This window comes from Streptomyces sp. ALB3 (assembly GCF_044385685.1).
Classification (GTDB): Bacteria; Actinomycetota; Actinomycetes; order Streptomycetales; family Streptomycetaceae; genus Streptomyces.
This window is the reverse complement of record NZ_JBISCE010000037.1, coordinates 55,716-77,538: the sequence shown is the minus strand read 5'-3', so window position 1 is coordinate 77,538 and position 21,823 is coordinate 55,716. Positions and strand designations below refer to the sequence as shown.

Annotated in this window: 19 protein-coding genes; 16 read left to right on the top strand and 3 right to left on the bottom strand. The window is 72.0% G+C overall.

The genetic code is table 11. The features are described from left to right. Window positions 1–33 precede the first annotated feature (33 nt). The 5 genes from ACHFIV_RS22425 to ACHFIV_RS22405 all read left to right on the top strand — a co-directional run bounded on the left by ACHFIV_RS22425 (window position 34) and on the right by ACHFIV_RS22405 (window position 6,332). On the top strand, window positions 34–741 hold the full coding sequence (locus ACHFIV_RS22425; RefSeq protein WP_398971891.1) for an antibiotic biosynthesis monooxygenase: 708 nt from the start codon (window positions 34–36) through the stop codon (window positions 739–741). 117 nt (window positions 742–858) lie between these two features. Continuing rightward, the gene (locus ACHFIV_RS22420; protein WP_398971889.1) at window positions 859–2,331 is read left to right on the top strand and encodes a hypothetical protein; all 1,473 of its coding nucleotides are present in this window, start codon (window positions 859–861) and stop codon (window positions 2,329–2,331) included. 297 nt (window positions 2,332–2,628) lie between these two features. Then, window positions 2,629–4,101 (top strand): alkaline phosphatase PhoX, encoded by a 1,473-nt coding sequence (locus ACHFIV_RS22415; protein WP_398972554.1) that lies wholly within the window; start codon window positions 2,629–2,631, stop codon window positions 4,099–4,101. 340 nt (window positions 4,102–4,441) lie between these two features. Then, window positions 4,442–6,022: a TROVE domain-containing protein gene (locus ACHFIV_RS22410; RefSeq protein ID WP_398971886.1), complete on the top strand. Its 1,581-nt coding sequence runs from the start codon at window positions 4,442–4,444 to the stop codon at window positions 6,020–6,022. Between the two features lie 79 nt (window positions 6,023–6,101). Continuing rightward, on the top strand, window positions 6,102–6,332 hold the full coding sequence (locus ACHFIV_RS22405) for a hypothetical protein (protein ID WP_014156926.1): 231 nt from the start codon (window positions 6,102–6,104) through the stop codon (window positions 6,330–6,332). A gap of 114 nt (window positions 6,333–6,446) precedes the next feature. On the opposite strand, the gene ACHFIV_RS22400 is transcribed toward ACHFIV_RS22405, so the two are convergent. From ACHFIV_RS22400 to ACHFIV_RS22390, 3 genes are all read right to left on the bottom strand, one after another. After that, on the bottom strand, window positions 6,447–7,667 hold the full coding sequence (locus ACHFIV_RS22400) for a TerD family protein (RefSeq protein WP_398971883.1): 1,221 nt from the start codon (window positions 7,665–7,667) through the stop codon (window positions 6,447–6,449). 64 nt (window positions 7,668–7,731) lie between these two features. Next, on the bottom strand, window positions 7,732–7,965 hold the full coding sequence (locus tag ACHFIV_RS22395) for a hypothetical protein (RefSeq protein WP_398971881.1): 234 nt from the start codon (window positions 7,963–7,965) through the stop codon (window positions 7,732–7,734). A 74-nt stretch (window positions 7,966–8,039) separates the two neighbouring features. After that, the gene (locus ACHFIV_RS22390) at window positions 8,040–8,849 is read right to left on the bottom strand and encodes an NAD-dependent epimerase/dehydratase family protein (protein WP_398971878.1); all 810 of its coding nucleotides are present in this window, start codon (window positions 8,847–8,849) and stop codon (window positions 8,040–8,042) included. A 338-nt stretch (window positions 8,850–9,187) separates the two neighbouring features. On the opposite strand from ACHFIV_RS22390, the gene ACHFIV_RS22385 reads away from it, so the two are divergent. The 11 genes from ACHFIV_RS22385 to ACHFIV_RS22335 all read left to right on the top strand — a co-directional run bounded on the left by ACHFIV_RS22385 (window position 9,188) and on the right by ACHFIV_RS22335 (window position 21,813). Beyond that, complete coding sequence (locus ACHFIV_RS22385) at window positions 9,188–10,147, top strand: 5-dehydro-4-deoxyglucarate dehydratase (protein ID WP_398971876.1); 960 nt, start codon at window positions 9,188–9,190, stop codon at window positions 10,145–10,147. Next, the gene (locus ACHFIV_RS22380; RefSeq protein WP_398971873.1) at window positions 10,144–11,328 is read left to right on the top strand and encodes a hypothetical protein; all 1,185 of its coding nucleotides are present in this window, start codon (window positions 10,144–10,146) and stop codon (window positions 11,326–11,328) included. Before ACHFIV_RS22385 ends, ACHFIV_RS22380 begins: the two co-directional genes overlap by 4 nt. Before the next feature lie 242 nt (window positions 11,329–11,570). Continuing rightward, the gene (locus ACHFIV_RS22375; RefSeq protein ID WP_398971870.1) at window positions 11,571–12,227 is read left to right on the top strand and encodes a GntR family transcriptional regulator; all 657 of its coding nucleotides are present in this window, start codon (window positions 11,571–11,573) and stop codon (window positions 12,225–12,227) included. A 50-nt stretch (window positions 12,228–12,277) separates the two neighbouring features. After that, on the top strand, window positions 12,278–13,180 hold the full coding sequence (locus ACHFIV_RS22370; RefSeq protein WP_398972552.1) for a dihydrodipicolinate synthase family protein: 903 nt from the start codon (window positions 12,278–12,280) through the stop codon (window positions 13,178–13,180). Further along, entirely contained in the window at window positions 13,177–14,922 is a 1,746-nt protein-coding gene (gene araD / locus ACHFIV_RS22365; protein ID WP_398971867.1) for an L-arabinonate dehydratase, read from the top strand. The genes ACHFIV_RS22370 and araD overlap by 4 nt, the downstream gene beginning before the upstream one ends. 122 nt (window positions 14,923–15,044) lie before the next feature. Next, on the top strand, window positions 15,045–15,983 hold the full coding sequence (locus tag ACHFIV_RS22360; protein ID WP_398971865.1) for a carbohydrate ABC transporter permease: 939 nt from the start codon (window positions 15,045–15,047) through the stop codon (window positions 15,981–15,983). Then, on the top strand, window positions 15,980–16,897 hold the full coding sequence (locus tag ACHFIV_RS22355; protein WP_398971864.1) for a carbohydrate ABC transporter permease: 918 nt from the start codon (window positions 15,980–15,982) through the stop codon (window positions 16,895–16,897). Before ACHFIV_RS22360 ends, ACHFIV_RS22355 begins: the two co-directional genes overlap by 4 nt. A 5-nt stretch (window positions 16,898–16,902) precedes the next feature. Beyond that, a complete protein-coding gene (locus ACHFIV_RS22350) occupies window positions 16,903–18,264 on the top strand; it encodes a polysaccharide lyase family 1 protein (protein WP_398971861.1) in 1,362 nt (453 codons plus the stop codon). Beyond that, a complete protein-coding gene (locus ACHFIV_RS22345) occupies window positions 18,261–19,433 on the top strand; it encodes a Gfo/Idh/MocA family protein (RefSeq protein ID WP_398971858.1) in 1,173 nt (390 codons plus the stop codon). The genes ACHFIV_RS22350 and ACHFIV_RS22345 overlap by 4 nt, the downstream gene beginning before the upstream one ends. Then, complete coding sequence (locus ACHFIV_RS22340; RefSeq protein ID WP_398971855.1) at window positions 19,430–20,254, top strand: PmoA family protein; 825 nt, start codon at window positions 19,430–19,432, stop codon at window positions 20,252–20,254. Before ACHFIV_RS22345 ends, ACHFIV_RS22340 begins: the two co-directional genes overlap by 4 nt. After that, window positions 20,251–21,813 carry a glycoside hydrolase family 43 protein gene (locus tag ACHFIV_RS22335; protein ID WP_398971852.1) on the top strand — a complete coding sequence of 521 codons (1,563 nt, stop codon included), beginning with the start codon at window positions 20,251–20,253 and terminating at the stop codon, window positions 21,811–21,813. The genes ACHFIV_RS22340 and ACHFIV_RS22335 overlap by 4 nt, the downstream gene beginning before the upstream one ends. Window positions 21,814–21,823: the final 10 nt, after the last annotated feature.

Genomic DNA, 21,823 nt, shown 5'->3' with positions numbered 1-21,823 from the left:
CGCCGCAGGGGGGCGCCCGGAGAGGATCCCGCCATGCCGTCCGTACGGTTCGAATCCCGCCCCGACCTGACCCGGCCCGACGCGGGCCTCGTCGAGGTCGGTACCTGGGACGTCGGGAGCCCGGAACGCCAGCGGCGGACGGTCGAGGCCGTCCGGGAGGCGTGGGGGCGTCGCGACTGGCCGCTTCCCGGACTCCTCTCGCACACCGTGCACACCGGTGAGGACGGCAGGACGCTGCTCCTCTACTCGCAGTGGTCCGGTGAGGAGGCGTACGAGCAGTTCGCGCGGAGCGGCCGTCACCCGCGCGACGCGGAGGTCGACGCGGCCGTTCCCGGGATCGGGCGGACGGAGCCGCACACCTTCGAGCGGTACCGTTCGGGCGCCCTGGGAGGCGGCACCCGGGAGCCGGGCTGCGTCGTGATCGTCGACGTCGAGTTCGCGGGGCCGGACCCCGCCCGCCAACGGGACTGGGTCGACGCGGTGTTCGAGGCCCTGGAGAGCGAACCGGAACCGGTGCCCGGCGGTCTGACCGCGCACTTCCACCTCGGTACGGCGGGGGACCGTGTGCTCAACTACGCGGAGTGGGAGACCGCGCAGGCGCACGTCGACGCGCTCGCGTCGGGCGGGGAAGGCGTCGGAAGCCCGGCACCGCAGTGGGAGAGGGTGCAGAGCTATCCGGGCATGACCGGCGGCGGCGTACACCGCTACGCCCCGGCGCTCAGCCTCGCGCCGGGCCTGTAGGAGAACCGGGCGGCACGGGACGAAATGCGTCTACGCTGGGGCCGCGGCCAAGGCCCCGTCACCCGTCGGGCCGGCCCCTTGCACACAGCCCGCGCACGCCCCGAGGAGAACCCCCTGATGTCCGCAGAGCGCCCCTCCCTGCCGCCGGTGCGGCTGCACACCGAGGCCGAGCTGGCACGGGACGCGCTGGCCGCTCCGCTGCTCGCCCGCGCAGTCCGGCTGGCCCGCTGGGCGGGACCCGGGACCCGGGTGGGCGCCGGCGGCGAACTCGTCGAAGCCCAGCTGCCCGAGGCCGCCCGGCACCTCGGCCTCGGAGACGACGAGGACGGCACGGCGTACGCAGGCGAGGCCTGGCGTCTAGCCGTCGACACGGGCCTCCTGGACTTCGAGGACCCGCAGGACGCCGACGACGCCGGGAGCGACGACGCCGAGGGGACCGTCACGGTCGGCGAGAACCTGGCCCTGCTCACCTCCGGCTCCCCGCAGGACGTCCTCGCGATCTGGCTCGACGGCCTGGAGGCCGTGCACGCGGACGCCACCGCCCCGGCCTTCGACGACTTCGCCGACCTCATCGGCGAGGACGGCACCGTGGACTTCGACGCCCTCGACTGGGACCCGGAGGAGGAGGCCGAATTCCTCGACGGGGTGCTCGGCAACCTCTACCTGCTGACCCTGTCGGAGGCGGGCCCCGCCGACGGTCCCGTACCCCTGCCCGCCCTCGCCGCCTCCATGGTGGTGCCCGAGGACATGGGCGAGCCGTCCGACGACGTCCTGGAACAGGTCTCCGAGGTCATGATGAGGCTGGACGACCAGTTCCGGGTCCTCGAACCCATCGGGATCGTCGAATACCGGCCGGTGGACGAGACGTTGCTGACCGAGGAGGGCGAGGCGGCGAACCCGCCCGCGGACGACGACGACGTCACCCGCTACGGCATGGTGAAGCTGACCCCGCTCGGTCTCTACGGCGTCCGGGAGCGGATGCTGGAGGCCGGTGTGGACGCCCCGGCAGTGGGCGACCTGGCCGACAAGGGGGCCGACGTCCTCCTCGACGGCATCGCGTACTACCCCGAGGAGGCCGCACGCACCGAGGTCGGCCTGTGGCTCGGCAGGCGCGAGGCGGAGGGGGCCGAGTCCGCCGCGGCGGAACTCCTGGGCGCCGCCCGCGGCGCCGACCTGCGCGCCCCGCTGCGCAGGCTCCACTGCCAGCAGGCCCTCGCCCTGGTCGGGCCGGAGGCCGAGCCCGCGGTACGCGCGGTGCTCGACGACCCCGAACTCGGAGGGCTGGCGCGGGTCTGGCTCGCGGAGCGCGGCGCGGCGGACGTGCCGGCGCCGCCGGAGACGATGATCTTCTGGCTCGCCGTGGACACCATCGCCGCGCAACTGGACGCCGACGGCGACCTGGACGAGCTCCAGGAGCTGGTGGAAGGGCTCTCCGGGCAGCACAGCGGCTTCTTCGACCAGGCGTGGCGGGTGGAGCACCCCGCCACGCCGGAGGTGCTCGAAGCAGTCGGACGCCTGCACCGGAACCGGAAGATCGCGAAGGAAGCCCGTAAGGCCGCCTTCAAGGCGCGGTCCCGGCAGAAGGGCTGAGACGCGGGCACGGGGCGCGGCCACGGCGGAACACCCGCCGCGCCCCGTCGGCCCGCGCCGTGCGAATCAGCCGGCGCCCCACTCGCACGGCCGTCCCCTGCGGGACCGGCTCGTTCCGGCCACATCGCGGCCGGTCGCGGCAGGTCGCGACCGGTCCTCCGCACCGGTTCCTCCTGGTACGGGGAGCGGGTTGAGGTACAGGCCCCCGGCGCGCCGGGTGGCGTTCATCCGGCGTTGGTACGCGGGAGGGAACGTGATCCCGCCAACCACTCGGCCATGTCGCACCTGGAGTCCTCGATGTCCTTCACCCGCAGGGAATTCACCAGATCGTCCGCGCTCACCGGCGCGGGCATCGCCCTCACCGGTGCCGTCGGGGCACTGGCGACCGCCCCCGGCGCGCTGGCCGCCGAGGACGGCAGGCACGAGCACGGCCACGAGGGCCACGGGAACGGCCACGGGCACGGGCACGGCAAGGAGTTGGGCTACGGCCCGCTCATCGACGACCCCGAGGGTGTCCTCGCGCTGCCCGCCGGGTTCTCGTACCGGATCGTCACGCACAGCGGTGTCACCAAGCTGGAGACCGGGGAGTTCACCCCCTCCAACCACGACGGCACGGCCGCCTTCGAGGGCCCCCGCGGCGTCACCCTCCTGGTCAACAACCACGAGCTGAGCGGCACCCGGGCCGGCTGGGAGTACCCCGTACCGCTCACCGAGGGCCTCGTCTACGACCCGGTCGCGGCCGGCGGCTGCACGGTCGTGGAGACCCGCCGCGACGGCCGCACCGCCGAGTGGGTCGGCATCGCCGGCACGTCGACCAACTGCGCGGGCGGCAGCACGGAGTGGGGTACCTGGCTCACCTGCGAGGAGACCGAGGACAGGGCCGGCAAGAACGGTCTCCTCAAGGACCACGGCTACGTCTTCGAGGTCGACCCGTACGACAAGCGCGCCAACCGTGACCCCCGCCCCGTCAAGGCCTTCGGCCGGTTCGCGCACGAGGCCGTGGTCATCGACCCGAAGCGAGGGCACGCCTACCTGACCGAGGACGCGTCGGGCCCGAACGGCCTGCTCTACCGCTGGGTCCCGCCGCACGGCTTCAAGCACGGGCGCGGCAAGCTGCGCACCCTCGCCGACGACGCCGGTGTCCTCCAGGCCACGAAGTGCTTCGACAAGAAGGGCGCGTTCGTCGACGACCTGTCCCGCGCCACGGAGATCGGCACGGTCTACGGCGTGGACTGGGTCGACGTGCCCGACCGCGACGCGAGGACCGTCTCCGTGCGCAAGCAGTTCACCGACGGCCAGGTCACCCGCGCCCGCAAGCTCGAAGGCATGTGGTGGGGCGACGGCGGCGCGTACTTCGTCTCCTCGTTCGCCCGGGGCGAGAGCCCGGTGGCCCACGACGGCCAGGTCTGGTTCTACGATCCCAAGCGCCGGACCGTCACCCTCAAGGTCCTTCTCGGCGTCAACCCGGACGCGGCCGTGGACGGCGCCTTCGACGGTCCGGACAACATCACGGTGTCCCCGTACGGCGGCATCGTCATCTCCGAGGACGGCAACGGGATCCAGCACCTCTTCGGCGCCACCGACAGCGGCCGGACCTACCCCATCGCGCGCAACGACCTCAACGCCGGCACGGAGGAGGACCCTTCCTACAGCGAGATCGCCGGGGTCACCTTCTCCCCGGACGGCAGGACGCTGTTCGCCAACATCCAGAGCCCCGGCATCATGCTCGCCATCACCGGGCCGTGGAAGCGCCAGCCGGACAAGCGCTGACACCGTGAGTGCGGCGCGTCAGGGAAATCCCTTCGCGCGCCGCACAGCTGTTCTCCTAGAGTCATGGCCATGCACCTCCCGGTGCGAAGGCAGCGGCTACTTCCTTTCCCGAAACACGCCGCAGCCGCCCTGATCTCGGGAGGCACAAGCGCCGGGGTGCCCGGTGCGCAGGCGACGGATACTTCTCTGATCCGAGGGTTGCGGGTTCGAGTCCCGTCCGGTCACGGCCGGTAGCTCAATGGGCAGAGCATCGGAATAAGCACCGCCGCCGACTCCTGATCTCGGGCACCCCTTCTCCCGCTGTGTCCTCCCGCCCTGCATGGAATTCGGGGGAATTCACATGGCCCGCTTCAACACCCGGTTCACGCGTCCCCGCGTCACCTCGCCCGTGCGGTCCACCGGGCGCACCGCGCCCAACCACCAGGGCGCCCTGGGACACCTCCGCGACAGCCGGTCCGAACTCTTCCTCCTCGCGGTCGCCAATCTCGTCTCCCAGGACACCTTCCACGAGGACGGTGAGGGACGCGACTCCCGCTTCGCCACGCTGGTGCGGAAGCTCGCCGTCGAGGACCCCGACTGGACGGCGGGGCTCCTGCGCTGGCTGCGCCGCGAGGGGCAGATGCGCACGGCGTCGGTCGTCGGTGCCGCCGAGTACGTGAAGGCGCGGCTCGACGCCGGGGCGGTGGAAGGTCCGTCCAGCCGGCAGGTCGTGGACTCCGTGCTGCTGCGTGCGGACGAACCCGGTGAGCTGCTCGGCTACTGGACGTCGCGGTACGGCCGCTCCGTGCCCAAGCCGGTCAAGCGAGGGATCGCCGACGCCGTGCGCCGGCTCTACAGCGGCAGGGCGATGCTGAAGTACGACACCGGGTCCAAGGGCTACCGCTTCGGCGACGTCCTCAACCTGGTGCACGCCGCGCCGGACCCGGCCAAGCCCTGGCAGGGGGATCTGTTCCGGTACGCGCTGGACCGCAGGCATCATCCCGAGGACGCGGTCGCGCCCGCGTCGAACCGGACCCTGACCGCTCACCAGGCCCTGATGGCGGTACCCGTCGCCGAGCGCCGCGCGCTGATCACCGGCCCCGGCGGCGCGGACCGGCTGGCCGAGGCGGGCATGACGTGGGAGGCGCTGGCGGGCTGGCTGCAGGGGCCGATGGACGCCGCGGCCTGGGAGGCCGTGATCCCGTCGATGGGTGCGATGGCGCTCGTGCGCAACCTGCGCAACTTCGACGAGGCGGGTGTCCGGGACACGGTCGCGGCCGGGGTGGCGGCGAGGATCAGCGACCCGGAGGCCGTCGCGGCCTCGCGGCAGTTCCCCTTCCGCTACCTCGCGGCCTACCAGCACGCGCCGTCGCTGCGGTGGTCCTACCCGCTGGAGCAGGCGCTCGGACACTCACTGGGCAATGTGCCCGCGCTGCCCGGCCGGACCCTGATCCTCGTCGACCGCTCCGGCTCGATGTGGTCGCCGCTCTCGGACCGCTCCCTGCTGAACCGGGCCGACGCGGCGGCCGTCTTCGGCGCGGCGCTGGCGGTGAGGGCCGCCGACGCCGATCTGGTGGAGTTCGGGACGAGCAGCGCGGCCGTGAAGTACCGCAGGGGTGAGTCGGTGCTGAGGATCCTGGGGCGCTTCGGCAATCTGGGGGGCACCGACACCGTGCAGGCGGTGCGCAAGCACTACCGCGCACACGACCGGGTGCTGATCGTCACCGACGAGCAGGCCTCGTTCACGCACTACGGCGACGTCACCGGGGGCATCCCCCTGACCGTACCCGTCTACACCTGGAACCTCGCCGGATACCGGACGGGGCACGCGCCGTCGGGAAGCGATAACCGCCACACCTTCGGGGGTCTTTCCGACGCGGCGTTCCGCATGGTCCCCCTGCTGGAAGCGGGCAGGAGCGCGGACTGGCCCTGGAACCGCTGATTACGAATGCGGCACTACTGCCCGCTCCGGAGCGGTCGGGCATGGCGTCGGGCGCTTACAGGGCGCATACTCGACCGTAATGAAACAGTCAGCCGGTTCCCGGCGTCACCTGCCTTCCAGTCCCTTCAACCGCCCGGCCCAGGCGGCCCCACCGGTCGAATGCTTCGATGTGGGCGACAGGGTGTCGCACGACCAGTTCGGACTCGGCCGAGTCCTCGCTGTCGAGGGCGACAACGACGCAGTGCTCATCGACTTCTCGGGGCGACAGGGGAGGATCCTGAGCCCGTATTCCAAGCTGACCAAGCTCTGAGAGAGCGGACGAGCACGCACAGCGTCCCACCGGAGACTCTCCGGATCCGGGGCACCTGAGGGGAAAGTCCCGTCGGGTGCCCCGGAAGCCGTTCCGGCCAGGCCGGTGGCGGCGCTACAGGGCCTTCGCGGCCGGCTTCACCATGCCCCGGACGGTCCGCGACTTCACGAACTCGCCCATTCCGGTCATTTCCCACTCGCCGGAGAACTGCTTGATCAGCTTGGCCATCATCACGCCGGTCTGCGGCTCGGCGCCGGTCAGGTCGAAGCGGACCAGCTCCTCGCCGGTGGCCGCGTCGATCAGGCGGCAGTAGGCCTTGGCGACCTCGGTGAACTTCTGTCCGGTGAAGGAGTTGACCGTGAAGACCAGGCCCGTCGCGTCCGCGGGGATGCGGCCGAGGTCCACGACGATCACCTCGTCGTCGCCCGCGCCCTCACCCGTGAGGTTGTCGCCGGAGTGCTTGATCGCGCCGTTGAGGATGGAGAGCTTGCCGAAGTAGCAGCTGTCCAGGTGATTGCGGTTGGGGCCGAAGGCGATGACCGAGGCGTCGAGGTCGATGTCCTTGCCGCGGAACGCGGGCTCCCAGCCGAGGCCCATCTTCACCTGCGAGAGCAGTGGCCTGCCGCCCTTGACCAGGGACACCGTCTGGTTCTTCTGGAGGCTGACCCGGCCCTTGTCGAGGTTGATCTTGCCGGAACCCGCGGCGGCGGGCGGTGCGGGCGGTGCCGGGGGTGCCGGCGGGGCGATCCGGGGGTCCACGGGCGCGGCCGCGGGCGGCGCGACCGGCGGCGCGACGGGTGCGGCGACAGGCGCGGGCGGTGCTGCCGCGGCCGGCTCCTCCACCGAGACGCCGAAGTCCGTGGCGATGCCGGCCAGGCCGTTCGCGTAGCCCTGGCCGACCGCGCGGGCCTTCCAGGCGCCGTTGCGCAGGTAGATCTCGATGACCACCAGGGCCGTCTCGCCGCCCAGCTGCGGCGGGGTGAAGGTGGCGAGCGCGCTGCCGTCGTCCGCGTTACGCACGGTGGCGGTGGGCTCGACGCCCTGGAAGGTCTGGCCCGCGGCGTCGGGACTCGCTGTGACGACGATCTTCTCGATGCCCGGCGGGACGGCCGTGGTGTCCACCACGATCGCGTCGGGCGCGGAACCGCCGCCCGAGCGATAGGTCACGCCGGGGCCCGAGGGCTGGTTGTAGAAGATGAAGTCGTCGTCGGAGCGCACCTTGCCGTCGGCGGTGAGCAGCAGGCCCGAGACGTCGAGCCGCACGGGTGCGGCGACGTCCACCGCCACGCGGGCGGCGGAGAGAGGGATGTTCGAGCCGGGGGTCATTGCGGTCATGCACGGGGTAACGAACGACCCGGCTTTGCCGTTCCCTTACCTTCGCGGGCTTGCGCCGTACGGCTCAGCGCCCGCCCCGCGCCCGGTTGCGCGGGTGCTCGCGGGCGGCGCGCTCGTTGCCGTGCCTGTACGCGCCCGTCCAGCGCGCCATGACGAGCTGGGCGTCCCCGGACTCCACCTCGGCCAGGAACTTCTCCGCACGGCCGCCGCGCAGGGTGCCGGCGGGGCGGCCGTGGTGGGTGAGCGTCACGCTCGCGTCGCCGTGCGACTCGTACTGGAATCCGGAAGGTTTCGGCATGCTCGTATGGTGTCCCTCCCGCGGCGGCGCGTCACACGAGTTTCCGGCCGGCGGCCCGAGCCCGGCGGCCGGGATCAGTAGGGCCAGATCGGCGGGTTCGTGACGAAGTGGCCGCCGAGGCGGGCGTGGTCGGGATTCGCGGGGTCCAGCTCGCCCTGCTCCGCCACGAGCTTGTCCGCGTACTGCTCGGAGTCGTCCTGCGGCTCGTAGCCGAGGGACCGGGCGGTCGTCAGGTCCCACCACAGGCGGGTGTTGTCGGACGAGCCGTAGACCACGGTGTGCCGCACGTCCTCGGCGGTGAGGGCCGCGTGGAAGAGGCGGGCGCCGTCGCCGGGGCTCATCCAGACGGACAGCATCCGCACCGACGTCGGCTCCATGAAGCAGGAGCCGATGCGCACGGAGACGGTCTCCACGCCGTGCTTGTCCCAGTAGAACTGGGCGAGGTCCTCGCCGAAGGACTTCGACAGGCCGTAGAAGGTGTCGGGGCGGCGGGGGGTGTCGACCGGGATCAGCGGGTCCCCGTCGAGCGGGCGCGGGGTGTAGCCGATGGCGTGGTTGGAGGAGGCGAACACGATGCGCCCGACGCCCTCCTCCCGTGCCGCCTCGTAGAGGTTGTACGTGCCCTCGATGTTGGACCGCAGGATCTTGTCGAACGAGGACTCCAGGGAGATGCCCGCGAGGTGGATGACCGCGTCGACGCCCCGCACGGCCTCCCGCAGCGCGGCCTTGTCGCCGAGGTCGGCGGTGACGGCGCCGGGTTCGCCCTCGATGGGGGCGACGTCGAAGAGCCTGAGGTCGTAGCCGTACGCGGGGAGCAGTCCCCGCATCAGGGTGCCGAGGCCGCCGGCGGCGCCGGTGAGAAGGACGGTGCGGGGAGCTGGCATACGGGTTCTCCTCGGTGCGGGCGCGCGGGGCGCGGGCGCGGTGTGCGCGGGCGGTGCGGTGCTGCGGGGGGCCGGACCTACGGACAGCAAGGTACGCGTGGCACGCAGATGTCACGCAACCGCCCGAAACCGTCAAATCCGTGGACGGCATTCACATGCGTGGACACGCTAAGAACATGCGGCGGACCTCGTCAAGTGCCGACCGGTGTCGAAGAGTCGGTCCGGGGTCGGCCACCCGCGCCTTGACCGGTGCCGCGAAGCTGCCTTAGCGTGGCGGCGTTCAGAAATATGGACACCGATCATAATTGTGCACGCCTGAACCAGCTCAGGGAGCGCCCGTGACCTCAGCCCCCCTTGCCGCCCGACTCACCGATGTCGCCGGGCCGCTCTTCTTCCCCGTCACCCCCTACGGGCCGGACGGCACCGTCGGTCTCGACGTCTTCCGCGCGCACGTGCGCGCGGGTGTGGACGCCGGTGCGGCAGCCGTCTTCGCCTGCTGCGGCACCGGCGAATTCCACGCGCTGACACCGGAGGAGTTCCGGCTCGTCGTGCGGGCGGCGGTCGAGGAGACCGCGGGAGCGGTGCCCGTCGTCGCCGGCGCCGGCTACGGAACGGCGCTCGCGGTCCAGTACGCGAAGCTCGCCGAGGAGGCGGGAGCGGACGGGCTCCTCGCCATGCCGCCCTACCTCGTCGTCGCCGGCCAGGAGGGGCTGCTGGCCCACTACACCGCCCTCGCCGGGGCCACCTCCCTGGAGACGGTCGTCTACCAGCGGGACAACGCCGTCTTCACCCCGGAGACCGTCGTCGCGCTGGCCCGCACCCCCGGAATCATCGGCCTCAAGGACGGCTACGGCGACCTCGACCTGATGCAGCGCATCGTCAGCGCCGTGCGCACCGGACTGCCCGGCGAGGACTTCCTCTACTTCAACGGGCTGCCCACCGCCGAGCTCACCGGACTCGCCTACCGGGGCGTCGGTGTCACGCTCTACTCCTCGGCCGTCTTCGCCTTCGCGCCCGACATCGCCCTCGCCTTCTACCGGGCCATGGACTCCGGCGACGACGACCTGGTGAACGCGCTGCTCGACCACTTCTACCGGCCGCTCGTCGAGCTGCGGGCCAAGGGCCGGGGCTACGCGGTGTCGCTGGTGAAGGCCGCCGTCCGGCTGGAGGGCCTGGACGTCGGCCCCGTCCGCACCCCGCTCACCGAGCCGACGGCCGCGCACATCGAGGAGCTGACCTCGATCATCGCGAACGGCCGCGCGCTGCTGGAGAAGTACCGCGTGCGGGAGGCGAAGTGAAGGCCTCAGCCTTTCTCTACCCCTGGGACGTCGTCGGGGACCCGGACGCCGCCGCCCGCCTGGCCGCCCTGGGCGTCCAGCAGGTGACGCTCGCCTCCGCCTACCACTCCACCCGCGCGCTGACCCCGCGCCACCCCGGCCGCCGGATCGTCACCGCCGAACACGCGGCGGTGCTCTACCCCCCGGACGCCACCCGCTGGACGGGGCGCGGCCTCCGCCCCCACGTCCAGTCCTGGGTGGCGGGGGACGACCCGTACGCTGAGGCGGCCGAGGCCCTGGCGGGTGCCGGGCTCCAGGTGCACTCCTGGGTGGTCCTCGCGCACAGCTCCCGCCTGGGCGCGGAACACCCGGAGACCTCCGTGGTCAACGCCTACGGCGACCGCTACCCCTGGGCGCCGTGCATCGCGCAGCCCGCCGTCCACGCGTACCTGGTGGACCTGGCGGCGGAGGCGGCCGTGCGCCCCGGGGCGTCGGGCACCGAGCTGGAGTCGTGCGGCTGGTACGGCTTCGCCCATCTGCACGCCCACGACAAGACCTCCGGGGTCGCTCTCGGGGACGCGGCGCAGTACCTGATGTCGCTCTGCTTCTGCGCCGCCTGCCGGGCCGGCTACGCCGCCGGGGGGCTGGACGCCGACGAACTGGGCGCCCGCGTGCGCCGCGCCCTGGAACCGGTCTGGGCCGGATCCGGGTCCGGCGGGCAGGGCTGGGCCGGCGTCGAGGAGCTTCTCGGCGCCGGCCTCGCCGAGGCCACCCTGGGGTGGCGCCGGCAGGTGGCCCGGGGCCTCCAGGAGGCCGCTGTGGCCGCTGTGCGGGCCGCCGCGCCGGGACCGGACTTCCAGGTCCTCCTGCACGCCGACCCCGCCTCCTACCGCACCGGGGCCAACGTCGGGACGGACCCCGCCCACATCATGTCCGTCGCGGACGGTGTCGTGCTGCCCAGCACCGGCGGCGACGCGGCACGGGAGGCCGTGCTCGGTCCGTTCGCGGGGCTGTCCGGCGTGCTCGCGGCGAACTTCAACGTGGTCAGCGGTATGGGCGGCAGCCCCGGCACGCTGGAACGGGACGCCGCGCACGCGGCCTCGCTCGGCGCGGACGAACTGCGCCTGTATCACGCGGGCCTGGCCTCCGATCCGGATCTGAGCGCCGTCACGAAGGCCCTCTCGGCCCTCGGCGCCCGCTGATCCGGGAGCGGTTCCCCTCCCGTCACCGCAGGTCCCCGGCGTGCAGCCGGGGGCCTGCGGCCGTTTCGGCCCGGATGCGCCGGACGGTGCGGGGCGGCCCCCCGCGATGCCCGCGTTCCATGTTCGCCGAACTTCTTCTGTCAGAAGCGTTGACGAAACATCCCTGCCGCTCTAGCTTCATCGCGTCGTACTTCGTACGTCATATATGAGACGCGATACGCCAGATGGAGAGCTCCTCACCCATGACCTTTGCGCCTGCCCCGATTCCGTCCAGGACCCAGTACGTGCTGGAGGCGATCAAGCACGCCATCCTCACCGCACAGCTGACCCCGGGACAGGCGCTCGTGGAGACGGAGCTCGCCGCACAGTTCGGGGTGTCGAAGACGCCCGTGCGCGAGGCGCTGAAGACGCTCGCCGGCACCGGGCTCGTCGTCATGAGCCAGTACAAGGGCGCCACCGTGCGGCTCGTCGACGCGGCCATGGCCCGCGAGGTCTACGACGTACGCCTCCTCCTGGAGCCGGAGGCGCTGCGGCGCTCCATCACCCGCAAGGTCTCGCTCGAGGCGGCCCAGGAGGCCCTGGAGCGGTCCGACTCGGCGATCGACAAGGCGGACAGGTCGCTCGCCAACCGCGACTTCCACCGGGCCCTCTACCTGCCCTGCGGCAACCCGCTGCTCGCCCGGATGCTCGACGAGGTCCGGGACCAGGCCGCACTCGTGTCGACCGTGGCCTGGTCGGCGATCCCGTCCTGGGAACGCGAGGCGGCCGAGCACCGCGAGATCCTGCGGCTCGCCCTCGCCGACGACGCGGAAGCCGCCGCAGGCGCTCTGCGCGACCACATCGCATCCTTCGTACGCCGTGCCTTCCCCGACGACGAAGACGGGGGTGACACGACGTGAACCACCAGCTGGACACGGCTCACCAGCACCTCGACGAAAGGCTGGTCCGCATGGACCTCACCCCGCTGAAGGCGGCCCTCGCAGACGTTGTGGCGATCCCTGTCACCCCGTTCACCGAGGACGGGAGCATCGACGTCCCGGCGCACCGCGCCCTGCTGCGACGGCTCCTCGACGGCGGTGTCCGCATCGTCACCCCGAACGGCAACACCGGTGAGTTCTACGCGCTCACCCCCGACGAGCGGCGTGCCGTCACCGAGCTCACCATCGAGGAGGTGCGCGGCCGGGCCACCGTCCTGGTGGGAGTCGGCCATGACGTGCCGACCGCCGTGGCCGCCGCCGAGCACGCCAGGGACGCCGGGGCCGAGATGGTGATGGTCCATCAGCCGGTGCACCCCTACGTCTCGCAGGACGGCTGGATCGACTACCACCGGGCCATCGCCGAGGCCGTACCCGGGCTCGGGGTCGTCCCGTACGTCCGCAACCCGCTGCTCGCCGGCGAGCGTCTCGCCGAGCTCGCCGACAGCTGCCCCAACGTCATCGGCGTGAAGTACGCCGTCCCGGACGCCGCCCGCTTCGGCGCGTTCGCCCGCGACGCGGGCCTGGAGCGCTTCGTGTGGGTCGCCGGGCTCGCCGAGCTGTACGCCCCGTCCTACTTCGCTACCGGCGCCACCGGATTCACCTCCGGGCTCGTCAACGTCGCCCCCGGTGTCTCGCTGGCCATGCTGGAGGCGCTGCGGGCGGGCGACTACCTCGCGGCGATGAAGGTCTGGGAACAGATCCGCCGCTTCGAGGACCTGCGCGCCGACCGGCAGTCCGCCAACAACGTGACGGTCGTCAAGGAGGCCCTGGCCTCGCTGGGGCTCTGCCGCCGCGACGTACGCGCGCCGAGCCGGGCACTGCCCGAGGACCAGCGCGCCGAGGTCGCCGGTCTGGTCGCCGGGTGGTCCGTATGAGCGACACCGGCACGGCAGGCCGCCGCGCAGCTCCCGAGGAGCTGCGCAGTCACCAGTGGTACGGCACGGACGGGCTCCGCTCGTTCAGCCACCGCGCCCGCACCCGGCAGCTCGGCTACCTCCCCGAGGAGCACCTGGGCAAGCCGGTCATCGCGATCCTCAACACCTGGTCCGACATCAACCCCTGCCACGTCCATCTGCGTGAACGGGCTCAGGCGGTCAAGCGGGGCGTCTGGCAGGCGGGCGGCTTCCCGCTCGAGTTCCCGGTCTCCACGCTCTCGGAGACCTTCCAGAAGCCGACCCCGATGCTCTACCGCAACATGCTGGCGATGGAGACGGAGGAGCTGCTGCGCTCCTACCCCGTCGACGGCGCCGTGCTGCTGGGCGGCTGCGACAAGTCCACACCCGCGCTGCTCATGGGCGCCGCGTCCGTCGACCTGCCGACGGTCTTCGTGCCCGCGGGGCCCATGCTGCCGGGCCACTGGCGCAACGAGGTCCTGGGCTCCGGCACGGACATGTGGAAGTACTGGGACGACAAGCGGGCCGGCCTGATCGGCGACTGCGAGATGGCCGAGCTGGAGAACGGGCTGGCCCGTTCGCCGGGCCACTGCATGACGATGGGCACCGCCTCGACCCTGACGGCCGCCGCCGAGGCGCTGGGGGTCACGGTGCCGGGTGCCTCGTCCATCCCGGCCGTGGACTCCGGTCACGACCGGATGGCGGCACAGTCCGGGATCCGGATCGTCGAACTGGTGTGGCAGCAGCTGAAGCTGTCGCGCATCCTCACGGCGGACGCCTACGAGGACGCGGTCGCCACCGTCCTCGCCCTCGGAGGCTCCACCAACGCCGTCATCCACCTGATCGCGATGGCGGGCCGCTCCGGGGTGAAGCTCACCCTGGACGACTTCGACCGCATCGCCCGCACCGTGCCCGTCCTCGCCAACCTCCGCCCCGGCGGCAAGTACCTGATGGAGGACTTCCACTTCGCCGGAGGGCTGCCCGGCTTCCTGGCGCAGCTCACCGACGTGCTCCACCTGGACCGGCCCACCGTCACGCACAGCACGATGCGTGAACAGCTCGACGGGGCGCTCGTCCACAACACCGACGTCATCCGCGAGCGTGGCAACCCGCTGGCGGAGGAGGGCGGTGTGGCGGTCCTGCGCGGCAACCTCTGCCCGGACGGCGCGGTCATCAAGCACATCGCCGCCGAACCGCACCTGCTGCGTCACACCGGGCCGGCGGTCGTCTTCGACGACTACAGGACGATGCAGAGCACCATCAACGACCCGGCCCTGGCCCTCACCCCGGACCACGTGCTGGTGCTCCGCAACGCCGGTCCCAAGGGCGGCCCGGGCATGCCCGAGTACGGCATGCTGCCGATCCCGGACTACCTGCTGAAGCAGGGTGTGCGGGACATGGTGCGGATCTCCGACGCCCGCATGAGCGGCACCAGCTACGGCGCCTGCGTCCTGCACGTCGCCCCCGAGTCCTTCGTCGGCGGTCCGCTCGCCCTGGTCCGCACCGGTGACCTGATCACGCTGGACGTCGAGGCGCGGCTGCTCCACCTCGACGTGTCCGACGAGGAGCTGGAGCTGCGCAGGTCGCGGTGGACCGAGCCGCCCGCCCGCTACGGACGTGGCTACGGGGCGCTCTACCAGGACCAGATCACCCAGGCCGACACCGGCTGCGACTTCGCGTTCCTGGCCCGCCAGGGAGAAGTGCCCGACCCGTACGCGGGCTGAACCGGGCGAAGAGAATTCCGCGCGCCACCCCGTCCGGGTCGCCGAACGGCAAATGGTAAGCGCTTGCACCACGCACCGAAAGAACGGCACATCCAGCACTTTCCAGAGATCGGAGACGCGTCATGGCCCAATCCGCAGCCGTGGCCACACCGCCCCCCAAGGGGAAGGCGTCCAAGCGCCGCTCAGCCACACCACGCCGCCTGCCGTATCTGCTGATCGCGCCGGCGGGCCTGCTGATGCTGGGCTTCATCGCCTACCCGGTGATCAGCGTCTTCTACTACAGCCTGCAGAACTACAACGTCACCAAGCCGTGGCGGAACGGCTTCGCCGGCTTCGACAACTTCACCCGCATCTTCACCGAGGACGAGCAGTTCTGGCCGACGCTCACCTTCAGCGCCCAGTGGGTCTTCACCCAGGTGACGCTGCAGCTGGCACTCGGACTCGCCCTCGCCCTGATCGTCAACCAGACCTTCATCGGCCGCGGCATATCCCGCGCCATGGTCTTCTCGCCCTGGGCCGTCTCCGGGGTGCTCACCAGCACCATCTGGATCCTGCTCTACAACTCCTCGACCGGCTTCAGCCGCTACCTCGCGGACGCCGGGATCGGTGAGTACGGCACCTCGGTCCTCTCCGACACCGGGACCGTCTTCTGGGCGGCGACCATCACCGAACTGTGGCGCGGAGTCCCCTTCTTCGCCATCCTCATCCTCGCCGACCTGCAGTCCGTCTCCAAGGAGCTGTACGAGGCGGCGTCGGTGGACGGCGCGGGCCGGATGCGGCAGTTCTTCCACATCACGCTCCCGCACCTGCGCGACGCGATCATCCTGGCCACCCTGCTGCGCGGGGTCTGGGAGTTCAACAACGTCGACCTGCTCTACACCCTCACCGGCGGCGGGCCGGCGGGCGAGACCACCACCCTGCCGCTCTACGTAGCCAACACAGGCATCGAGGGCCACGACTTCGGATACGCGTCCGCGCTCACCACCGTCGCCTTCGTGATCCTCCTCTTCTGCTCGATCGTCTATCTGCGCCTGAGCAAGTTCGGAGGCGACAACAAGTGACTGCCGCACTCGTGGAGAAGAACGGCGCCCGCACGCCGGGACCGTCCCGGGGGAACTCCGCCCCGCCGCCCTCCTCACACCGCCGCGCCAAGCGCGAGCGTGCCTTCGACGACGTACCGCGCTGGCAGATCTACGTGCCCCTCGGCATCTACCTGCTCTTCACGCTCATACCGTTCTACTGGATGCTCCTCTTCGCCGTACGGCCCGCAGGCTCGACCTCGCTGGTGCCCTGGCCCATGACGGGGGAGCACTTCTCCAAGGTCTGGAACGAGCGGAGCTTCGCCGTCTTCTTCCAGAACAGCATGATCGTCGGCGTCGCCACACTGATCGCCACGACCCTGGTCGCGCTGGCCGGCGGATACGCCCTGGCCCGGTTCGACTTCAAGATCAAGGGCGCCTTCATGCTGGCGCTGCTCTGCTCGCAGTTCATCCCGGGCGCCCTGATGCTCGTGCCGCTCTTCGAGATCTTCAAGAACCTCCAGATGATCAACTCCCTCGGGAGCGTCGTCATCGCCGAGACCGTCTTCCAGCTGCCCCTGTCGATCATCCTGATCAGCGGCTTCATCAAGAACGTCCCGGTCTCCCTCGAAGAGGCCGCCTGGGTGGACGGCTGCTCGCGCTTCAAGGCCTTCTGCGCCGTCGTCCTGCCGCTCCTGCGCCCCGGACTGATCGCGGTCGGATCGTTCGCCTTCGTCCACAGCTGGAACCACTTCCTGTTCGCCCTGATGTTCCTCAGTGAACAGGACAAGCAGACGATCCCGGTCGGCCTCAACACCCTGATCGGCGCCGACAGCGTCGACCTGGGGGCACTGGCCGCGGGCGGAGTGATCGCCGCCGTGCCGGTGGTGATCGTCTTCGCCTTCATCCAGAAGTGGCTCATCACCGGCTTCAGCGCCGGCGCCGTGAAGGGATGACGCAGATGACCTGGAAGCTCCGCCCCCGTACGACGCGCCGCGCCGCCGCCGCGCTCGCCCTGCTGCTGGGCAGCCTGGCCCTCCAGCCGGGCGCCCGGGCGGCCACGACCTCGCCCGGCACGGCGCCGGAGGCTTCCGCGCCCGGCCGTGACCTCGGCCGGGAGGTGCTCGCCGACAACGACGGCTGGGCCGCGGAAGGCACGGGAACGACCGGAGGCTCGGCCGCCGACGAGGACCACGTCCTCACCGTGCGCAACCGTGCCCAGCTCGTCGCGGCGCTCGACGGCGGCAGCTCCGTCCCCAAGATCATCCGGGTGGCGGGCACGATCGACGCCAACACCGACGACCGGGGGCGGCGGCTCGACTGCGCCGACTACGCCACCGACGGCTACCGGCTCGACGCGTACCTGGCCGCCTACGACCCCCGCACGTGGGGCGGCGCCAAGCCGGCCGGACCGCAGGAGGACGCCCGCAAGGCGTCCGCCGCACGCCAGGCCGAGCGCGTCGAACTGCCGGTCGGGTCGAACACCACGATCGTCGGCATCGGAGCGAACGCCGTACTCAAGGGCGCGAGCCTCCAGGTCAAGGACGCGGACAACGTCATCATCCGCAACATCGAACTCCGCGACGCCTACGACTGCTTCCCGGCCTGGCAGCCCAACACCGGGGGCCTCGGCGACTGGAAGACCGCCTACGACACGCTGTGGCTGCGCGGCGCCACCCACGTCTGGGTCGACCACGTCACCGCCAGCGACAAGGGCCACCCGGACGACCGGGAGCCCACCCACTTCGGGCGGAACTACCTCCGCCACGACGGGCTCCTGGACATCACCAACGGCTCCGACCTCGTCACCGTCTCGTGGAGCCGGTTCGCCGATCACGACAAGGCGATGCTGATCGGTAACGGCGACGGCGTGACCACCGACCGGGGCAAGCTCCGCGTCACCCTGCACCACAACGAGTTCCACTCCGTCGTGCAGCGTGCCCCCCGGGTCCGGTTCGGCCAGGTGCACCTCTACAACAACCGCTACGTCATCCCCGGGGACGGCGACCACCGCTACTCCCTCGGGGTCTCCACCGAGTCCCGGATCGTCGCCGAGAACAACGCCTTCGAGACCCCGGGGCACGTCGAGGCCGCCGACCTGGTGAAGAGCTGGAACGGCAGCGCCCTCACCCAGCGGGGCACCGTGTTCAACGGGTTCCCGGTCGACCTGGTCTCCCTCTACAACTCCTACAACTCGGGCAGCGAGACCGATCTCGCCAGCGACACCGGCTGGACGCCCACTCTGCACGGCCCGGTCGACAGTGCCCAGGACGCCGCCGCCGACGTGGCCCGCGGGGCCGGAGCGGGGAGGGCCGGCCGATGAGCGCCACCACCCCCGTGCCCCTCGTCCTGGCCGGCGCCCGCGGCCACGGCCGCTGGCACCTCGCCAACATCCGCAGGCTCCAGCACCAGGGCCTGGTCAGGCTGGCCGGAATCTGTGAACTGAACCCGCTCACCGATGCCGAACTGGAGATGTTCACCGGGGAGATGCCCGAGCAGTCCGCCGACTTCGGGGCCCTCCTGGACTCCACCGGCGCGCGCGCGGCCGTCGTCTGCACCCCCATCCCGACGCACACCACCCTCGCCCTGACCGCCGCGGCCCGGGGCGTCCACCTCCTCCTGGAGAAGCCGCCCGCCGCGACGTGGGCCGACTACGCCCGCATGGCCGAAGGCGTGCGGGAGGCGGGCGTCGCCTGCCAGATCGGCTTCCAGTCCTTCGGCTCGCACGCCGTGCGGGCCATCCAGGACCTCGTACGCTCCGGGGCCATCGGTACCGTCCGGGGCGTCGGCGCCGCGGGTGCCTGGGTCCGCGACGACGCCTACTTCAGGCGGGCGCCCTGGGCCGGGCGCCGCAGGATGGACGGGACGGACGTGGTCGACGGGGTGCTCACCAACCCGCTGGCGCACGCCGTGGCCACCGCGCTCGAACTCGCCGGCCGGGGGACGGCCGAGGACGTGGCATCCATCGAGACCGAGCTGTTCAGGGCCCACGACATCGAGTCCGACGACACCAGCTGCGTCCGCGTCACCACCACCGACGGCCTTCCGGTGACCGTCGCCGTCACCCTCTGCGCGGAGGAGGCCGGGGAGCCGTACGTGATCGTCCACGGCGACCGGGGCCGCGTCACCTTCTGGTACAAGCAGGACCGGGTCCTCGTCCAGCGGGCCGGGCACGGCCCCGACGAGGCAGTGCACGGACGGACCGACCTCCTGGAGAACCTCGTCGACCACCTGGAGCACGGCACCGCGCTCCTCGTACCGCCGGAACGGACCGGCGCGTTCATGCGGGTCCTGGAGGCCGTACGCACCGCCCCCGAACCCACCGCGCTGCCCGCCACCGCCTGGCACACCCGGCCGGCCGACAAGGGCGACGGGGTGCGGCGCATCGTGCGCGGCATCGACGGGACCGTCGCCGCCGCCGCCGACACCCTCACCCTCTTCTCCGAACTAGGCGCGTCCTGGGCGCGCCCCAGCGAGGTGAGCACACCGTGACCACCGCACTCCTCAGCTGCGCCGGACGCCCCGTCGGCCGCTACAGCCACCGGCCCGGGCCGGCGGGCCGGCCCTTTCTGCACCCCGTCACCACCCTCGCCGGCACTCCCGTGACCGAGGAGCGCCCCGCCGACCACATCCACCACCTGGGCGTCTCCGTCGCGGTGCCCGACGTGGCCGGACACAACTTCTGGGGCGGACGGACCTTCGTCCGCGACCAGGGCCCCACCTGGCTCGACAACCACGGGACGCAGCGCCACCTCGGCTGGAAGCTGCGCGACCCGGACGGCTTCGTGGAGGAGCTCAGCTGGGAGGCCGACGGCGCCGAACTGCTGCGCGAGCACCGCACCGTCGCCGCGAGCGAACTCTCCGACACGGCCTGGGCGCTGGACTTCTCCTTCTCCCTCACCAACCGCGGCGGCAGGGACCTCTCCATCGGCAGCCCCGCCACCAACGGCCGTCCCGGCGCCGGATACGGCGGCTTCTTCTGGCGCGCCCCCAAGGAGAGCGCGGCACCCGCCGTGTTCAGCGGAACGCTCGACGGTGAGGACGCCGTGCACGGCAGGACCGCCGACTGGCTGGCACTCGCCGGGGACGGCTGGACGCTCGTCTTCGCCGGCGCGACCGACGAGACCCGGCGCGACCCGTGGTTCGTGCGGACCACCGAGTACCCGGGGGTCGGCTCCTCCCTCGCCGCGGAGCACAGGCTCCCCGTCCCCGCGGGAGCCACCGTCGTGCGCCGCGTCGTCACCGTCGTCGCCGACGGACGCTTCGACCGGGACGCCGCGGCGGCCCACGTCCGCAAGGCGGTGACCGCATGACGATGCCCTGGACGGCCGACCTCGGGGACGGCACCTATCGCAACCCGGTCCTGAACGCCGACTGGTCCGACCCGGACGTCGTGCGCGTCGGGGAGGACTTCTACCTCACCGCGTCCAGCTTCGGACGCGTCCCCGGCCTGCCCCTGCTGCACTCCCGCGACCTCGTCAACTGGACCCTCGTCGGCCACGCCCTCGACCGGCTCGGACCGGACGCCGACTTCGCCGTCCCCCGCCACGACTGCGGGGTCTGGGCGCCCTCGCTGCGCCACCACGCCGGGCGCTTCTGGATCTTCTGGGGGGACCCGGACCACGGCATCCAGCAGATCAACGCCGAGGACATCCGCGGCCCCTGGAGCGCCCCGCACCTCGTGAAGGCGGGCAAGGGCCTGATCGACGCCTGCCCGCTGTGGGACGAGGAGACCGGCGAGGCCTACCTGGTGCACGCCTGGGCGAAGTCCCGCTCCGGCATCAAGAACCGGCTCACCGGCCACCGGATGAGCGCCGACGGACGCGAGCTCCTCGACGAGGGCACCACCCTCGTCGACGCCGACACCATCCCCGGCTGGTTCACCCTGGAAGGCCCCAAGCTCTACAGGCACGACGGCTGGTTCTGGATCCTCGCGCCCGCCGGGGGAGTGGAGACCGGCTGGCAGGGTGCCTTCCGCTCGCGCACGTTCGCCGGGCCCTACGAGGAGCGGGTCGTCCTGGAACAGGGCAGCACCGAGGTCAACGGCCCGCACCAGGGCGGCTGGGTCCGGACCGCCGCCGGCGAGGACTGGTTCCTGCACTTCCAGGCCCGTGGCGCGTACGGCCGTGTGGTGCACCTCCAGCCGATGCGCTGGGAGGGGGGCTGGCCGGTCATCGGCGACGACGGCGAACCCGTCCTGGCGCACCGCCGCCCCGAGGCCCCGGAGCAGAGCGCGGGGGCACCCGCCTCCAGCGACGACTTCCCCGGCGGGCGGTACGGCCGCCAGTGGCAGTGGACGGCCAACCCGCGGCCCGGCTGGACCGTCGGGCACAGCGGCGACGGCCTGCGCCTGAGCTGCGTACGGACCGCGTACGCGCACGATCTGCGCGCGCTTCCCAACGTCCTGGTCCAGCGGCTGCCCGCCGAGGAGTTCGTCGTCGAGACCGGCATCACGCTGGACTCCGGGGAGCCGGGGGCCAAGGCCGGGCTCGCCGTGCTCGGGGACGCGTTCTCGTGGATCGGCCTGGAGAACGGGGCCGACGGGACGGCCCGGCTCGTGCACCGGTACGCCGAGACCGTGGCCGAGCACGAGCGGGACGCCGAACACGCCCGCCCCGCGCCGGACGCCGCCGTCCGCGTCCGCATCGAGGTCACCCGGGGCGCACGCTGCCGCTTCTACGCCGACACCGGCGACGGGACCGGCTTCAGGGCGTCGGGCCAGGTCTTCGCCGCCACCCCCTGGCGCTGGGTCGGCGCGCTGCTCGGCCTCTTCGCCACCGCGCCCGCCGGTGACGCGCCGTCGGGAACAGCCGGCTTCACCACGTTCCGCACCACCGCCCGCCGCGCCACCGGAAGACCTCCTACCACCTGACCCCGCACCG

Excerpts from the sequence above, each read along its gene's own strand:
- ACHFIV_RS22375 (WP_398971870.1), top strand. The coding sequence starts at position 11,571 with ATGACCTTTGCGCCTGCCCCGATTCCGTCCAGGACCCAGTACGTGCTG.
- ACHFIV_RS22360 (WP_398971865.1), top strand. The coding sequence starts at position 15,045 with ATGGCCCAATCCGCAGCCGTGGCCACACCGCCCCCCAAGGGGAAGGCG.
- ACHFIV_RS22390 (WP_398971878.1), bottom strand. The coding sequence starts at position 8,849 with ATGCCAGCTCCCCGCACCGTCCTTCTCACCGGCGCCGCCGGCGGCCTC.
- araD (WP_398971867.1), top strand. The coding sequence starts at position 13,177 with ATGAGCGACACCGGCACGGCAGGCCGCCGCGCAGCTCCCGAGGAGCTG.
- ACHFIV_RS22345 (WP_398971858.1), top strand. The coding sequence starts at position 18,261 with ATGAGCGCCACCACCCCCGTGCCCCTCGTCCTGGCCGGCGCCCGCGGC.
- ACHFIV_RS22415 (WP_398972554.1), top strand. The coding sequence starts at position 2,629 with ATGTCCTTCACCCGCAGGGAATTCACCAGATCGTCCGCGCTCACCGGC.
- ACHFIV_RS22335 (WP_398971852.1), top strand. The coding sequence starts at position 20,251 with ATGACGATGCCCTGGACGGCCGACCTCGGGGACGGCACCTATCGCAAC.
- ACHFIV_RS22400 (WP_398971883.1), bottom strand. The coding sequence starts at position 7,667 with ATGACCGCAATGACCCCCGGCTCGAACATCCCTCTCTCCGCCGCCCGC.
- ACHFIV_RS22350 (WP_398971861.1), top strand. The coding sequence starts at position 16,903 with ATGACCTGGAAGCTCCGCCCCCGTACGACGCGCCGCGCCGCCGCCGCG.
- ACHFIV_RS22425 (WP_398971891.1), top strand. The coding sequence starts at position 34 with ATGCCGTCCGTACGGTTCGAATCCCGCCCCGACCTGACCCGGCCCGAC.
- ACHFIV_RS22395 (WP_398971881.1), bottom strand. The coding sequence starts at position 7,965 with ATGCCGAAACCTTCCGGATTCCAGTACGAGTCGCACGGCGACGCGAGC.
- ACHFIV_RS22370 (WP_398972552.1), top strand. The coding sequence starts at position 12,278 with ATGGACCTCACCCCGCTGAAGGCGGCCCTCGCAGACGTTGTGGCGATC.
- ACHFIV_RS22410 (WP_398971886.1), top strand. The coding sequence starts at position 4,442 with ATGGCCCGCTTCAACACCCGGTTCACGCGTCCCCGCGTCACCTCGCCC.
- ACHFIV_RS22405 (WP_014156926.1), top strand. The coding sequence starts at position 6,102 with ATGAAACAGTCAGCCGGTTCCCGGCGTCACCTGCCTTCCAGTCCCTTC.
- ACHFIV_RS22420 (WP_398971889.1), top strand. The coding sequence starts at position 859 with ATGTCCGCAGAGCGCCCCTCCCTGCCGCCGGTGCGGCTGCACACCGAG.